This window comes from Candidatus Saccharibacteria bacterium, assembly GCA_016700315.1.
Classification (GTDB): domain Bacteria; phylum Patescibacteriota; class Saccharimonadia; order Saccharimonadales; family SZUA-47.
Map to the genome: position 1 here is coordinate 252,517 of CP065013.1, position 13,250 is coordinate 265,766.

14 protein-coding genes and 2 tRNA genes are annotated in these 13,250 nt (G+C 44.2%); 4 read left to right on the top strand and 12 right to left on the bottom strand.

What is annotated here, in order from left to right:
* Positions 1-251 precede the first annotated feature (251 nt).
* Positions 252-328: transfer RNA gene (locus IPO96_01185), tRNA-Asp, on the top strand.
* A 671-nt stretch (positions 329-999) separates the two neighbouring features.
* On the opposite strand, the gene IPO96_01190 is transcribed toward IPO96_01185, so the two are convergent.
* The 4 genes from IPO96_01190 to IPO96_01205 form a co-directional block, all read right to left on the bottom strand.
* Positions 1,000-1,446: an HIT domain-containing protein gene (locus tag IPO96_01190; GenBank protein ID QQS65152.1), complete on the bottom strand. Its 447-nt coding sequence runs from the start codon at positions 1,444-1,446 to the stop codon at positions 1,000-1,002.
* Positions 1,447-1,529: 83 nt separating this feature from the next.
* Positions 1,530-2,909 carry a divalent metal cation transporter gene (locus IPO96_01195; GenBank protein ID QQS65153.1) on the bottom strand — a complete coding sequence of 460 codons (1,380 nt, stop codon included), beginning with the start codon at positions 2,907-2,909 and terminating at the stop codon, positions 1,530-1,532.
* Between the two features lie 68 nt (positions 2,910-2,977).
* Entirely contained in the window at positions 2,978-4,066 is a 1,089-nt protein-coding gene (locus tag IPO96_01200; GenBank protein ID QQS65154.1) for a SurA N-terminal domain-containing protein, read from the bottom strand.
* Positions 4,053-4,595, bottom strand: a complete 543-nt coding sequence (locus tag IPO96_01205) for a PH domain-containing protein (GenBank protein QQS65155.1) — start codon at positions 4,593-4,595, stop codon at positions 4,053-4,055. The genes IPO96_01200 and IPO96_01205 overlap by 14 nt, the downstream gene beginning before the upstream one ends.
* A 565-nt stretch (positions 4,596-5,160) precedes the next feature.
* Here IPO96_01205 and IPO96_01210 point away from each other — a divergent pair.
* Positions 5,161-5,235, top strand: a tRNA-Arg gene (locus IPO96_01210).
* An 80-nt stretch (positions 5,236-5,315) separates the two neighbouring features.
* On the top strand, positions 5,316-6,416 hold the full coding sequence (locus IPO96_01215; protein QQS65156.1) for a hypothetical protein: 1,101 nt from the start codon (positions 5,316-5,318) through the stop codon (positions 6,414-6,416).
* Position 6,417: 1 nt separating this feature from the next.
* Here IPO96_01215 and IPO96_01220 read toward each other — a convergent pair whose 3' ends face one another.
* Entirely contained in the window at positions 6,418-6,930 is a 513-nt protein-coding gene (locus tag IPO96_01220; GenBank protein ID QQS65157.1) for a nucleoside-diphosphate kinase, read from the bottom strand.
* A 177-nt stretch (positions 6,931-7,107) separates the two neighbouring features.
* On the opposite strand from IPO96_01220, the gene IPO96_01225 reads away from it, so the two are divergent.
* Positions 7,108-8,034, top strand: a complete 927-nt coding sequence (locus IPO96_01225; protein QQS65158.1) for a tyrosine-type recombinase/integrase — start codon at positions 7,108-7,110, stop codon at positions 8,032-8,034.
* Positions 8,035-8,252: 218 nt separating this feature from the next.
* Here IPO96_01225 and IPO96_01230 read toward each other — a convergent pair whose 3' ends face one another.
* The 7 genes from IPO96_01230 to IPO96_01260 all read right to left on the bottom strand — a co-directional run bounded on the left by IPO96_01230 (position 8,253) and on the right by IPO96_01260 (position 13,221).
* A complete protein-coding gene (locus tag IPO96_01230; GenBank protein QQS65159.1) occupies positions 8,253-9,272 on the bottom strand; it encodes a pilus assembly PilX N-terminal domain-containing protein in 1,020 nt (339 codons plus the stop codon).
* Positions 9,272-9,931, bottom strand: a complete 660-nt coding sequence (locus IPO96_01235; protein ID QQS65160.1) for a prepilin-type N-terminal cleavage/methylation domain-containing protein — start codon at positions 9,929-9,931, stop codon at positions 9,272-9,274. The genes IPO96_01230 and IPO96_01235 overlap by 1 nt, the downstream gene beginning before the upstream one ends.
* The gene (locus IPO96_01240) at positions 9,928-10,350 is read right to left on the bottom strand and encodes a prepilin-type N-terminal cleavage/methylation domain-containing protein (protein ID QQS65161.1); all 423 of its coding nucleotides are present in this window, start codon (positions 10,348-10,350) and stop codon (positions 9,928-9,930) included. The genes IPO96_01235 and IPO96_01240 overlap by 4 nt, the downstream gene beginning before the upstream one ends.
* The gene (locus tag IPO96_01245) at positions 10,341-11,165 is read right to left on the bottom strand and encodes a type II secretion system protein (GenBank protein ID QQS65162.1); all 825 of its coding nucleotides are present in this window, start codon (positions 11,163-11,165) and stop codon (positions 10,341-10,343) included. Before IPO96_01245 ends, IPO96_01240 begins: the two co-directional genes overlap by 10 nt.
* 160 nt (positions 11,166-11,325) lie before the next feature.
* Positions 11,326-12,132, bottom strand: a complete 807-nt coding sequence (locus IPO96_01250; protein QQS65163.1) for a prepilin peptidase — start codon at positions 12,130-12,132, stop codon at positions 11,326-11,328.
* 48 nt (positions 12,133-12,180) lie between these two features.
* Positions 12,181-12,654: a type II secretion system protein gene (locus IPO96_01255; protein ID QQS65164.1), complete on the bottom strand. Its 474-nt coding sequence runs from the start codon at positions 12,652-12,654 to the stop codon at positions 12,181-12,183.
* Positions 12,655-12,723: 69 nt separating this feature from the next.
* On the bottom strand, positions 12,724-13,221 hold the full coding sequence (locus IPO96_01260; GenBank protein ID QQS65165.1) for a type II secretion system protein: 498 nt from the start codon (positions 13,219-13,221) through the stop codon (positions 12,724-12,726).
* Positions 13,222-13,250 lie beyond the last annotated feature (29 nt).

Sequence of the window (13,250 nt, forward strand, 5' to 3'; positions counted from 1 at the left end):
CGTCCGAACTAAGATCAACCCCGTCTATTTTTATGCAATCAAGTGGCATAAAAATGACGGGGTCTTGTCTTGTTCCTCCTTTACCCCAAACAATCGGAATTGTTTGGGGGCCCTGATTCAATCTAGTTCCGAACTAAGATCAACCCCGTCTATTCTTAAGGCAAAGGCGTTTGCATCTTTACCTCTGTTTTGTTAAAATTAGCTCAACGTAGTGACAGGCGTATCAAGCTTGGAACTACCAAGCAAGATACGGGCTCGTGGTGTAGAGGCCTAACATGCCTCCCTGTCACGGAGGAGATCGCCGGTTCGAATCCGGTCGAGCCCGCCATAGAAAAACCGTTACCTTTTAGGTAGCGGTTTTTCTATTGACGAGACTTGTCTCGTGAAGCGAATCGGCGAAGCCGGGACGAATCTTGTCAAATATAATCATTTGCACAAAATATAGCGGATGACGGAATAGCCACTGCTAGTCTGTCATCCAAGCGTTCATCCGGTCTCTTACTAATTAAATAAGATGGGCTTGGCAGGGATTCTCACCTTAGCGCTAATCAACCAGAAAAGTTTTTACAGCCTATTCGTATCTACAAATCAGATAAGTTAATCCAGCGTGAACTCGAAAGCCCACTGGGCTTTCTCGGGTTCGAATCCGGTCGAGCCCGCAATAGAAAAACCGTTACCTTTTTAGGTAGCGGTTTTTCTATTGACGAGGCTTGGCGATCTTGATGGTCTTGTAAACGCCTGAGATAAACAAAGCACTTTGATTGTTGCATAGCGTATGTGTATCATTCAGAAAGTAACCTTTACCTTTTTATCATAACTCCTGGGGCTTTGCTCCTCAATTGTCGCTCCTTGACGATTACGGTATTACACACCACATAAGGCAGTTTTAGTATCGATATAATCGGAGATTACAGGGCCATTTATAAGTTAATTAACGATCAAACGGCAATTTTTACGCATATTGGTACCCATAGCCAACTGCACTAATTTCGGTCCGTCCTAGCGTTTCGTGGCCTTTCTGTGCGCCTCCACCATTGCATCCATGCCGTTTCTGACGCCGGGACCAGGCAAGTCCTCGGCAATAACAGGGTAGATATGAGCGTGTACTTGGGCTTGGGTTTGGCCGGCTAAATCGCCGTTGTTGAAGGCGGGGCCCGTGAAGTGACCAGTAAAGGTTACATTCGCCTTATCGCATAGTTTTTGCGGAGCTGTTTTCATAATCTCTGCTAAGTCTGCCCATTCTTCGTTTTTTAGATCAGTTACCAAAATAACTTCTCGTTTTGCAATTAATAATCCGGCGGCGGCACCTCGCTTTTGCCTATATTTCTCTGGCTGTAGCACAAGGTGCCATTGATCGTACTCATAGACATAATTTTCGTCTAGTGGATCGCCAGGTTTTATATACAAAGCAGATGTTCCGGGCTTCAAACGAAACTCAAATTTCATAAAAACATTGTAACAAAGTTTTTTCCAAGATTTTCTATAAGCGGGCGTACCTGCCATTTAAAACAATCAATCAACTAATCAAACTAGACCACAAACGAAGCCATAAGCACCAAAACTGCCAAGGTCATTACTACAAACGCCAATCTGATTAAGAGGTTAGACAGCCAGCTGTTTTTGTAGTTGCCCATGACTCGCTTGTTGCTGCCGACCCTAACAATGATGTAAAGTAACGGGATAGCAGCTATACCGTTAAATACTGCCGAGAAAACCAAAGCCTTTACCGGGTCTAATCCGATAAAATTCATCGCCAGACCCGCTAGCGTAGCCAAGATAATCACAATATAAAAGCCACTTGCACGCTTGAATTTACGATACAAACCTTCCTTCCAACCAAGCGCCTCACTGATTGCATAAGATGATGATCCGGCAAGAACCGGAACTGCCAGTAGTCCCAAACCAATTATGCCAACTGAGAAAATCAGCTTAGCAATCAGCCCAGCATTCGGAAAGCCTTGCACCAGCGGCTCCAAAGCCCGCGCAGCATCTGCCGCCGTTGCTATGTTAGTAATCCCGCTCCTGTTAAGCGTCGACGCACAAGCTATCACAATAAACCAAGCGGTTACACTAGCTAGCGCCATACCAACAAAATTATCTACCCTCAGATTATGAATGAATCTTTTTGTGGCTTTAGTATCAGTACCAATCTTGGCAACATTGTGCTTTTGTATCTCTTCCTCCACCACTTCAGAAGTATCCCAAAAGAACAAATAAGGTGAAATCGTCGTACCAAGCATTCCCACGAACACATAAAGTGCTTCTTTGCTAATACTTGGCACTACGAATGTATCGCGTAGCACCTGCCCCCAATCTTGACCAACCATAAAGGCGGTCAACGGGTATGCAAGCAGGGTAATCGCTAGCCATTTCAAAAATCTAGCATACGATCGATAGCTGACAAAAACGACCAAAAGCGTTGTTAACACAGCAAATAAAACTGCCAGAAGCTCAAACGGCAAGTCGACAAAAAGCCTGGTCGTAGCTGCCATCGCGCCGAGGTCTGCGCCAATGTTGACCACATTGGCCGTCACTACCAAAAAAACTGCCGCATAAAGTAGTCTTCGGTTATAGTTTTCTTTGATAACTGCTGCCAAGCCCTTGCCGCTGATTGCGCCGATGCGGGCACAAGACTCTTGCACCGCCAACAGTAGTGGGAACATGAGAGGAAAAGCCCAGAGTAAACTAGTGCCAAAACCCGCTCCAGCCTGAGAATAGGTAGCTATTCCAGAAGGATCGTCATCGGCAGCTCCAGTTACAAGGCCGGGCCCCAGCACTCGCAAGAATCTGTTGAAGCGTTTTCTGCTTAGAGCTCCCCTAACAACGCCGATAGTTTTGCGTTCAGCCCTACCGACCTTTCTCTCGACATCTCTTTCGGTTTTTTTGTATTGCCTAAGTATTTCGCCCATCTTACCACCATTTATACTAGCTTAAGTATCGACCAAAAATCACTAATTAGCAAACATTATTTACAGCTTTAACGTGGGGCGGTCGGTATACGAATATACTGCCTAACTGGGTGGTTAGCTTTGTAGTCATTTAAAAACTCATTAAAGTCCCTGATCGGAATAATTATATGTGCTGCCTTGATTTTGTCACCCTGAATCTCAATATTCTTGACAATTTCATAAGCAAACCCACCCCTATAAGATACTAGTATAGGCTCCGACACACCGCCCGCTGCTAGTTTATAAAGTGCTTCAATACTCTGAGGGCTCATGTCGCGGTCTGATTTTGCCACCAAACCTAATTCGCCACCACTTTGCTTAGTTGCCTCATCCGATGAAGAAGAAAGAACTAAGGCCTTAAAGTCTATGCCTGATCTCAGTTGAGCAGAAAGATCAGCTGCTCGTTTGGCCGAGTCTTCATCTACTTTAGCGGCTACCCTCTGCTCCAGTAATTCGCCCCTCAAAGAACGCTTATAGTCATCCACAGTCCAGCCCCAATAATCCCGAAGTACATCTTCGAACACTTTTTCGCTACCGCCCAAACGATTTTGACTTCGCGCCAGTTCAATCTGATTATTCACGTCTTGGTCGCTTACCGACACACCTTTATCGGCAGCGACCTGCTTGGTTATCATATCTGCCACCACCTTATCCAAAGCCCTCTGTTTGTAACTTTGTAGTTGCTGTTTACCCGACTCACTGTCAAAGCTAAGTTTCTGCTGATTTTCATAGTAATGCATATAATGACGCAGCTCAAAAAGATAGTTCTCGTAACTAACAAAGTTCTTGCTCTGCCTAGCAACGGGAAACGGCAGGACCTGAGTAATCCGATAGACAAAGGTATTGGTCGATTGAAGCTTATAAAGAGAAACTACACAAAAAATTATAAACGACAATATCGAACCAATAAAAATAGCCGATGAAACTAATACGATTCTGTGCTTGGAATGCTGAAGGGGGTATATATACTTCCTGGCCCCAGAGAGCACCTGCTCACGCTGTTCAGCGATTGTCTCACTTGTGATTTTAGGAAAAGCGACTGGCTCCTTCGGAGTACGCTTAACAAGAGCTGTTGCTCTTGCCTTACTACGACTGACTAAATGTTTAATTTTCTTCATTTGGTTTTTCGCTCTGCACATAAGACGGCTTTTCGTCTAGTTCACCGTACTGTCGCAAAATTTGCGATAATTCTCCAACTGTTTTTTCTGGATGATGAACCTCATGGACAACAATATCGCCTAAATAACTCTGCATAACTATTGTACCAAAACCCAGTGCTGTTTGCTCTATGCCTGCAATTCTGTAATTAAGTGACTGTATTTGCTTAAGGGCAATATCTGAGACGCTACGATTAAAGAGTCCCTTTTGCTTCATCTGTATGAAACGCTGATTTGTTACCAAAAACATACTGTAGTACCAGCTCATCCAATAAGGAAACATGATGAGAGCAGCCAGAACCACCCCGCCAATCAGGCCCAGCCAAAGCAGCGTCATCGTCGGCTTGATTAGAGAGGGCACAGTCCCAGCCAATAACCCGAGCGAACCATAAATCAGCCCCCGACGCATAACAATTGGATGTTTGCGAAACATCATAAGTAGCTCTTCCCCCTCGAGTTGTCCCCGAAAACTGTTTTGGTTTTTAGCCATAAGGGTATTATATACGATAAGGACGAGCAGCGAGTAGTAAGTCCGCCGAAGGTGGACTTGGTGGAACGATGAACGAGGAGGAGAAAACCTAAACACTAGGTAGTATTAAGTATTGTGTATCATGTATGAGTCCACAGATAGTAGCAAGTAGTTAGTAGTAAGTAGCAAGCATGAAATTCTAAACTCTAAATCCTAAACAAAGATAGTACCAAGTATTATGTATCATGTATGAATTAGACCTTAGACCCTAGACCCTAGACCCTAGACCCTAGACCCTAATCACTCTAACCTCTAACCTCTAACCTAATCTTGGCTCTTGGCTCTTCCATCAACTATAAACTTGCTAGACCCTGGACCATAGTCCGTAGGAGGTACGGAGTAAGCAGTACGGGGTACGAGGTGATAATTGCTCGTCCCTAGACCCTAATCCGTAGTCCCTAGCCCTAATCACTCTAACCTCTAACCTCTAACCTCTAACCTCTAACCTCTAACCTAATTTTGTCTCTTCTATCAACTATAAACCCCCTCTGGCGCTTTTGCGTCTACCCCTGTAGAATATCTACAAGACCCCGTAGTTCAACGGATAGAATAACTCCGTCCTAAGGAGCAGATATTGGTTCGATTCCAGTCGGGGTTACCAAAGCTCTAAATATTTGACAAAAGTCTTGTCCTTTTCGTATTCGAATCAAGACCCAAAAATTTTGGTATTAGGATAATCGAGTGAAATTCCCAAAAATTATCGAACTTGAAAGGTTACTAAACAACTCAAACGCTAACTTAGATCAGGTTGTTTTGTTAGCGTGTCAGCACCTACTTGCTAGCAATGGCTCAGTCTTTGAGGCATTAAATAAACATGGCTTGCAGTACCCTAATATGTTTATTATCGGCAAATGCTACTCGGCTAACGCTGATGTTTGCGAAGAACTCAAAAAACGAGGGGCAAAAGTTTTAATACCAAAGAAACCAGATATACCACTTTCTTTTGACTACCGAAAGTCTTTGGCAAACGCAGCATCTCGTATGCTTGCAGAAATTATAAAACATACCTTAGTAGGTAAGAAACTTTCCACATTACTGATAGTCGATGATGGTGGCGAGATCATTACCAAAGCCAACGATATTTTAGATTTTCGGCTCAAAATAGTAGCAGTCGAACAGACTAGAAGCGGGATCGATAGATTACGTTCGTTAATTTGTAGGTTTCCTGTGATTAATGTTGCTGAATCAGAAGAAAAACTTACAAAAGAAAGCCCCATAATAGCTCAGTCAATATTGGACCACATCAACGCAGCGGCCGTTATACCACCCCTAGAAAAGAGTAACGTTCTTATATTGGGCGCAGGATCAATCGGTAGCGCTGTATATAATCTAGTGCAAGAAGTCGCAAAAAGTGTGGAATCCTATGACACATTACACACAGGAACGATAAACGATAAGGAACTAGAAGAAACTCTACCCATAACTAACATAATTATTGGGACTACCGGGGCTAACTGTTTAAATCAACGGATAATAAATAACCTTAAGGAAGGGGCTGTTTTAATAAGTGCATCCTCTTCAAATACCGAGTTTATTCACGAAAGCTTTTTCGTTAATCCAACTGAAAAAATCTCAAAATTAGGCGGGGTACGTCAAAATACAACACTCAGAAATAATTATGGCAATAAAGTAACTTTGATTAATGAAGGTTTTCCCATAAATTTTGATGGCTCTAAAGATCCAATATCTGTGAATAAAATTAAACTCACTCGAATACTAATTACTAGAGGGATATTACAAGCCCTCAATGAACAAGCCAATGAAATTCGTACACTAAAATAGGCTACTTTTTCTTTTTTCGGGCTTGAGTATAGACTTCGTAAACCGTTTCATAATCAAACAGTTCACTTTCTGAAAACCAATGATCAATTTCCTGCTCAGCTTCTTTTGGATCACCTGAAGCATGAATTAGGTTAGGTATACCAATTCCCTCGCCATTGGCGTACTCAAAGCCCATGTGAGCGTAGTCGCCTCTGATAGTACCTGGTACTGCCTCTTTTGGAGCAGTAGTGCCAACCATTTTGCGTACCAAACTAACTGCATCAACCCCTTCGAGCACGACAGCAATCACAGGACCAAGGTTCATGAAATCTAGCGTTACATCGAAAGCCTCCTTGCCGCGTCTAGAAACCATTTGGCCGATGTTTTCATAATGATGATAATAATGATCATAATCAGGTTTTACCATCTTGGTACCAACAATTTTCAAACCCACTCGCTCAAATCGAGTCAAAATCTCTCCGATAATTCCTCTTTGAACTGCATCTGGCTTTAGTACAATAAGCGTTCGTTCCATCTTATCCTTTCAATATGTATAACTTTCTTACTCAATTATACCAAAACCCCCGCTAAATCCCCTCATACCCTCATATGTACGACATAAAAACCACGATCGTGGTTTTTATGTCGTTTTTTTCAATCATAAGTACAGAAGGCATGTACTAGTTGCCGGCTTCCCTGATACTATACACTTATGCTTTTTAGTAAACTAAAAACCGACTTTCTGGAATATCTCGAGATTGAGCAGGGACGCTCACAAGCCACAATCAAAAACTACGACTTTTACTTGTCTAGGCTGATTGACTTTGAAGGTGATTTTGAGATAGAGCTGCTGGACGGCGAAATGGTAAGAAAGTGGCGGCTATGGCTAAACCGACTCGGTACTGCCACCAGTGACGAGCTGCAAAAAAACACTCAGAATTACCATCTGATAGCTCTAAGGGGATTTCTAAAATTCTGCGCCAAGCGTGACATAAAAGCTTTACCACCAGAGAAGATTGAGCTAGCAAAAGCCAAACCAAAGCAGGTGACTTTTCTGAACGAAGAAGAACTGGAAAGACTTTTCAACATCCCAAAGCTAGACACCAAATCGGGCCTTCGTGACCGAGCTATCCTCGAGCTTCTTTACTCTAGCGGCTTGCGTGTTTCAGAGCTCACTGGGCTCAACCGCGACCACATCAACCTCAAGCGGCGCGAGTTTATGGTACGCGGCAAAGGGCAAAAGGACCGACCAATATTTATCAGCGAATCAGCCTCGTGGTGGCTTCAGAAGTACCTCGATAAGCGCGACGACAATGCACCTGCTCTTTTTATCCAGTACAGCGGTAAATCAAGCAGTACAGACAACAGCGGCAGTTACCGCCGCCTCACTCCGCGCAGTGTCCAGCGCATGGTAAGCAAATCTGCCCTGCTCGCTGGCATAACAAAACACGTAAGTCCTCATACTCTCAGACATAGCTTTGCGACCGACATTCTAATGAACGGCGGCGACTTGCGTTCTGTCCAGGCCCTACTCGGCCACAGCAACATCTCTACCACCCAGATCTACACTCACGTCACTGATCCACACCTAAAAGCTGTCCACGACAAGTTCCACAAGGATATTAAGAGTAGCACTTGATACGGCACCACTGATTACCGATTAGCGATAGAGATCCATACGTACTCCGTGCCCTTTACTGTTTGGCTAAAGACACGAGTCATGAGTTGTGAGTTTTGTGTTTTTTAGTTTTTGTATTTTTTCAAGTTTGTTTAGAATTTAGAGTTTAGGATTTAGAATTTTACGCTTACTACCAACTACTTGCTACTATTTGTGGATTAATACTTTATATATGACACTTAATTACACCCGTTCTCAACCGTTGTTCCAGTAACGGTGTATAATTTGCAGATTTCATCCTTACTTTGCAGGCTGGCTTCGGGTTTAAGCGCCTGACTTTCAAAAGGCAAACGAACCTGAACACGCCGCAGTACATCGTTGGCACGACCAGTTGAGTCAACGACTACCTGAGCGTTAGCAAACGAAACTACATTCGTACCGGACTTACCGGCAACTTCTACGTTTGCCGAACTATATATGGATTTAATACGCGCATAGTAATTCATTGCAGGAAACCCGTTGACCGTAACCGAACAAGTATAGCCACCACTTTTGTCACAAAAAACCGCTTGGATATTCCCGCGTCGAGAACCACTGGCATCACCTGCTCTAAAGTTAGTATAGTTTACGGTTGTGACTGAAGCGCTACTATCTCCGCAAGGGTAAAAAAGAAATGTAGCTGTATTTTGATCTAGGAATTCTCGGTTCAGATTACCAGTTGCAGCATTCGGGAAAGGTATCAAATCAACTTCCAGCATTGCTACTCTGTCATCTCCCCACTGATTGAGAGCTGGAATCCGTCGTACATCGCAATCAGCACCAGCGTTAACTCTAGCAGGATTGTTGTCGCTCCACCTAAAGTTCAGCTCTGTCGCCAAAGGATTGGTAAAAACTGGCACTACCCTAGCTCGGTCAGTTTTGATAAAGCCGTTATTGAACTTTAATTCTGTCGGCGTTGGATCAATCATGAGGCAAGTAAACCTCACTTCCGGTGTAGCAGAATCAATTGTCCCGTTATTATATGTACTAACATCGCAATCATTCTTCTCAGCCAATACTCCGCCTCGCATCTTAGCAGCGGCGGCATTCACACCTGACTCAGCTGCGTAAAAAGCCTGCGTCGACAGCTGGTCATCAAGTGCTTGGCGCTGTTCACGACTAACCAAGCGCGCAAATCCTAACGTAATTAAAGAAAGGATCACCATTATCATGGCAGTAACCATGATTGCAACCATTCCCGAGCGATTTTTTGTTGTCATTACTCGTTCCCCATTCTTCTAATAACTGTTGTAGATATTTCTGAAAAGCCGCAAAATTCTTTACCAACATCACTTCTGCAAACGGTGCGGCCATTCTCCTCAACCAGTAAATCACTACTACCAAACACCACGGTTACCGATACTCTCCAAATTCTTTGGTCGCCGCCAACAGGCTCTACGATTAATCTTGAAAGCCTCATATTCTCTGAAAGCAGCGAAGCGCTTGGCGCTGTAACATCTACGCCAAGATTAGCTTTCGGAGTAGTGCTGCTGCAAGGAGCAGCTAGCTGATCTCGTATAACAGCATTTTTTATCTGTTTGTCTGCCGCATTTACAGATGGGTTAGTAGCAATCTGTCTATCAATTGCATAGGTATAGCGTTTTAAGCCAACACACATTATTCCGGATGGGTCAGCGGAAGGATCAACCATTGGCCCGGCCGGGCCAGTCGATGCCATTATTGAGTCAGCGCTTAGCTGAATACCTTGACTAATCTCATTAACAATCTGCCTTGTTGCGTTCTGAACTTTTGTTAACGTAACCCCTTTGTAATAACTACGGCTGATTGACATCAGCGCTGTTAGACACAGTAGTAGCACCAGAGAAAACACCATTGTCGCAACCATCAATTCAATTATTGTGAAACCTCGCCTTTTCATCTGTCATACCTGTAAACTATCTTGAGTTCATTTGGGTTACCAGCATTTTTGCCTAAGGCCAGCCAGTCAATTTTGACTGTGAAAAAGTCCGAGTTATCAGCACCAACACCTTTTGAAACGGCAATATTATAAAAATCTTTTTTGCAAGCAGTATTAGACGAAGGCAAAATCGCCAGATTATCCAAACAAAAATCGGAGGTCTGTGAATAGAGCGTTGTTTTGGCCGTACTATCTAGCGCCCGGATCTGCTCAATCTGAGATTCGGCGTATTTTAGCGCCTCTGTGCGCTCTTGAGTTGTTCGACTAACTCCTAGACTCCGACTAACCATTGTGTAGGACGCGCCTAGCACCATTCCAATAATCGCCATGGAAACCAGGACTTCTATTATCGTGTCGCCTGTTCTGCTGCCTAGCCGCATAGTCCTCCTTCGGGAAAATCAAGCTCGCTGCGAATGTTAGTTGGATCGCCTCTCTCTCCAATAACAATCCTAGCTAATCGGCCATCGTAACTAAGGCAGACCGAAACCCCGCCGGCTGGTTGTTCAATTGTGAGTTTATTCAAGCCTTCAATCTCTTGAGCATAATTGTCGACCGACTGGTTAAAACCAATTGTCGATGCATACAAAACAGTTTGCATCAAACCATTTTTTTGTGATGCAGCCGAGGCATCAAAGCCAGCCGCAACTGCCAACATACCATACTCTTTAGATGGACTAGCATTATTGAAAATTTTTGTGACCCTTATACCAAACTTCAGTGGTTTATTTTCGTTAAGGTTTAGCCCAACTCCAGGGGTTGGATCATAGGCCAACCTCGGTTTCATATCTATTACAGATGGTAGCGCTGCTTGTGAAAAGGGAGGTTTGACGCCAACCAAAGTACCCAACAAATATTGGCTCGGTTCAACACCATCAACATTAAACATCAGCACCTTCCCAACGGATGCACAACTATCGCTGCTGCCCTGTTCTTTACTCCCAGCCACAAACGCCACTCTCTCAAGTGCTCCGCTGCCTGACTTTGTACAGATTATATTGTTTTGCTTAGGGAAGAAACCAGAAGCAACGTCGTTAACAGCATCAGAAAACTGGTTCTCGGTCTCTCTAACGGCTTGCGAGTACTGCACTTGTTTCTGCCTTCCACCAATTGCAATGACCGCATATATAAACATTACGCTAGATACAGCCAAAAAAATCATGACCTCTAGTATCGTGTATCCCCCACGCCTTTTCATCTTGTTTAAAGTATAGCATAAGCGTAAAAAGTCTACATCAGAGAGAATTAGTGTACTAAAAGGCTGTACCACATTACTCAGTACAGCGAAACTAGCGGCTTCGTTACCCCGTACCCCGTACCTTGTACAGCACTTACTCGGTAGCTCGCCTAACCAACCCCTAGCTCCCAAAAACCAGCCGGCTATACCAGTCAACCAGCCGGTTACCCGCCAGCTGCACCACGATAGCAGATATTATCAACAGCGGCCCGTAGGGTATTTTTTTACTCAAGCCCCATTTCTTATTAATAAGAAGAGGCAGTGACACTAAGGTGCCGATTATCGATGACAAGAAAACCAGTATAAACGCCGCTAGCGGACTACCAACCAAAAGTCCGAGACCAAAACCTAGGATACTGTCGCCGTCGCCGATCCAGCGCCCTTTACTAGCCTTATACAGCAACCAGAAAAAGCCACCACATAAAATACCGCCCAACAATGCAGAAAAAAGCCCCGTTACACTGAACATATGGCCCGCCCACAACTGTGCCGCAGCCTCTAGACCAGCAAAAATGATAAGCGCCCTCATAAACCGCTCTGGTAACAAGCACCACGTCAGATCATACCAAAACAAAGCAGCCAGCAGTGGCAAAATAACTACTAACCACAATCCAAAATGCAACCAGGCGGCTATTCCTACTAATGGCAGCGGCCAAAACAGATATGAGGCAAGCGCTACCATGCCAAGACCCAGCTCAGCCAAGAATAATCTAGGATCTAACTTATGCTTACAAAAACGGCAGCGACCACCCAAAGCCAACCAGCTAAGCACTGGCACCATATCTAGAGCTCCCAGTAGCTTATGGCAACGATCACAGCTACTTCTGCCCCTTACCCAATCTTTACCGGCATGCGTCCGCCAAGCCAAAACAAGGCTAAAGCTGCCCAAAGCAGCCCCAAGCATAAAAACTACAAACCCCTCAATCATAAGCACTATTATACAGGGCTACCACCTCTACCAAAAGAACGGATAAATTTATTTATTGTCTAAGCAAAGCACTGCGCCACCCTCTAGTGGTAGCATTAGAACGTAATTCTTTGCTACAGCTCCAACGGCAGTTGAAGCTTCTTTATCGCAAATTCGACCAGTGACGTAGTAGATGGTTCCCACAGTGCTCACCGCATTATCAGCCGTCCATGCAGCGGTAACCATATTTGAGCCAGTTGATGGGTCTTTGAGATTGACTCCGCTCAAGTAGCGAGAATGGAAACCACCACCTGTCAAAATGCCCGTTGCCGCATTATTATCAGATGATGGGGGATTAGTCTGATTATTGCCAACAAAGGCATCTACCTCAACCTTGATACGGCCTGCTACGTTCTTCCTTGCAGTATTGCGCTGATTACGCTGCAACTGAGGAATTGCAACCAGAACAATCAGCATAATCAGCCCAGCTATCGCCAGCACGATCAATATCTCAATTATGGTAAAGGCTTTTTTTTCCTTCAAATCTACCTTTCCCGCCAAGTGCGCTACATTAATCCTATGGAATCACCTAGCTAAAATTACGCTGCTCTTTTACTGATTATCTAGACACTGGATGGCACCACCCTCAAGCTGTGTCCACATAGCGTATTGTCGTGCGGTTCCACCAGTCACAACAGACTCGCCGTTACAGGTACTTGAAGTCTGGTAGTTTATTCCACCAATTGCTGGAAGAGCAGCACCTGTAGGAATGCTTCCGGGAGAGGCACTACCGGCACCGGTTGTATACGTCAAGGACATATTGGAGCCGCTTGATGGATCTTTCAGATTAACACCACTCAAATAACGTGTCGTTAGAGACGTCAGATCAGCCGCGCTGGCAGGGATATTACCGTTATTGTTCCCTGTGTATGAGTCAATTTCTGTTTTTATACGTCCTACTATGTTCTTTCTTGCTGTGTTTCTTTGGTTACGCTGCAACTGCGGTATGGCAATTAATACAATCAGCATAATCAGACCAGCAATTGCTAGTACGATCATAACTTCGATGATTGTGAAGCCTTTTTTTAGTTGTTGTTTAGTGTGCCCCATTAGATTTCCCCTTTATCTTAATAAGCTTA

Excerpts from the sequence above, each read along its gene's own strand:
- IPO96_01195 (QQS65153.1), bottom strand. The coding sequence starts at position 2,909 with ATGGGCGAAATACTTAGGCAATACAAAAAAACCGAAAGAGATGTCGAG.
- IPO96_01245 (QQS65162.1), bottom strand. The coding sequence starts at position 11,165 with ATGAAAAGGCGTGGGGGATACACGATACTAGAGGTCATGATTTTTTTG.
- IPO96_01205 (QQS65155.1), bottom strand. The coding sequence starts at position 4,595 with ATGGCTAAAAACCAAAACAGTTTTCGGGGACAACTCGAGGGGGAAGAG.
- IPO96_01190 (QQS65152.1), bottom strand. The coding sequence starts at position 1,446 with ATGAAATTTGAGTTTCGTTTGAAGCCCGGAACATCTGCTTTGTATATA.
- IPO96_01235 (QQS65160.1), bottom strand. The coding sequence starts at position 9,931 with ATGAAAAGGCGAGGTTTCACAATAATTGAATTGATGGTTGCGACAATG.
- IPO96_01230 (QQS65159.1), bottom strand. The coding sequence starts at position 9,272 with ATGACAACAAAAAATCGCTCGGGAATGGTTGCAATCATGGTTACTGCC.
- IPO96_01200 (QQS65154.1), bottom strand. The coding sequence starts at position 4,066 with ATGAAGAAAATTAAACATTTAGTCAGTCGTAGTAAGGCAAGAGCAACA.
- IPO96_01220 (QQS65157.1), bottom strand. The coding sequence starts at position 6,930 with ATGGAACGAACGCTTATTGTACTAAAGCCAGATGCAGTTCAAAGAGGA.
- IPO96_01250 (QQS65163.1), bottom strand. The coding sequence starts at position 12,132 with ATGATTGAGGGGTTTGTAGTTTTTATGCTTGGGGCTGCTTTGGGCAGC.
- IPO96_01260 (QQS65165.1), bottom strand. The coding sequence starts at position 13,221 with ATGGGGCACACTAAACAACAACTAAAAAAAGGCTTCACAATCATCGAA.
- IPO96_01225 (QQS65158.1), top strand. The coding sequence starts at position 7,108 with ATGCTTTTTAGTAAACTAAAAACCGACTTTCTGGAATATCTCGAGATT.
- IPO96_01240 (QQS65161.1), bottom strand. The coding sequence starts at position 10,350 with ATGCGGCTAGGCAGCAGAACAGGCGACACGATAATAGAAGTCCTGGTT.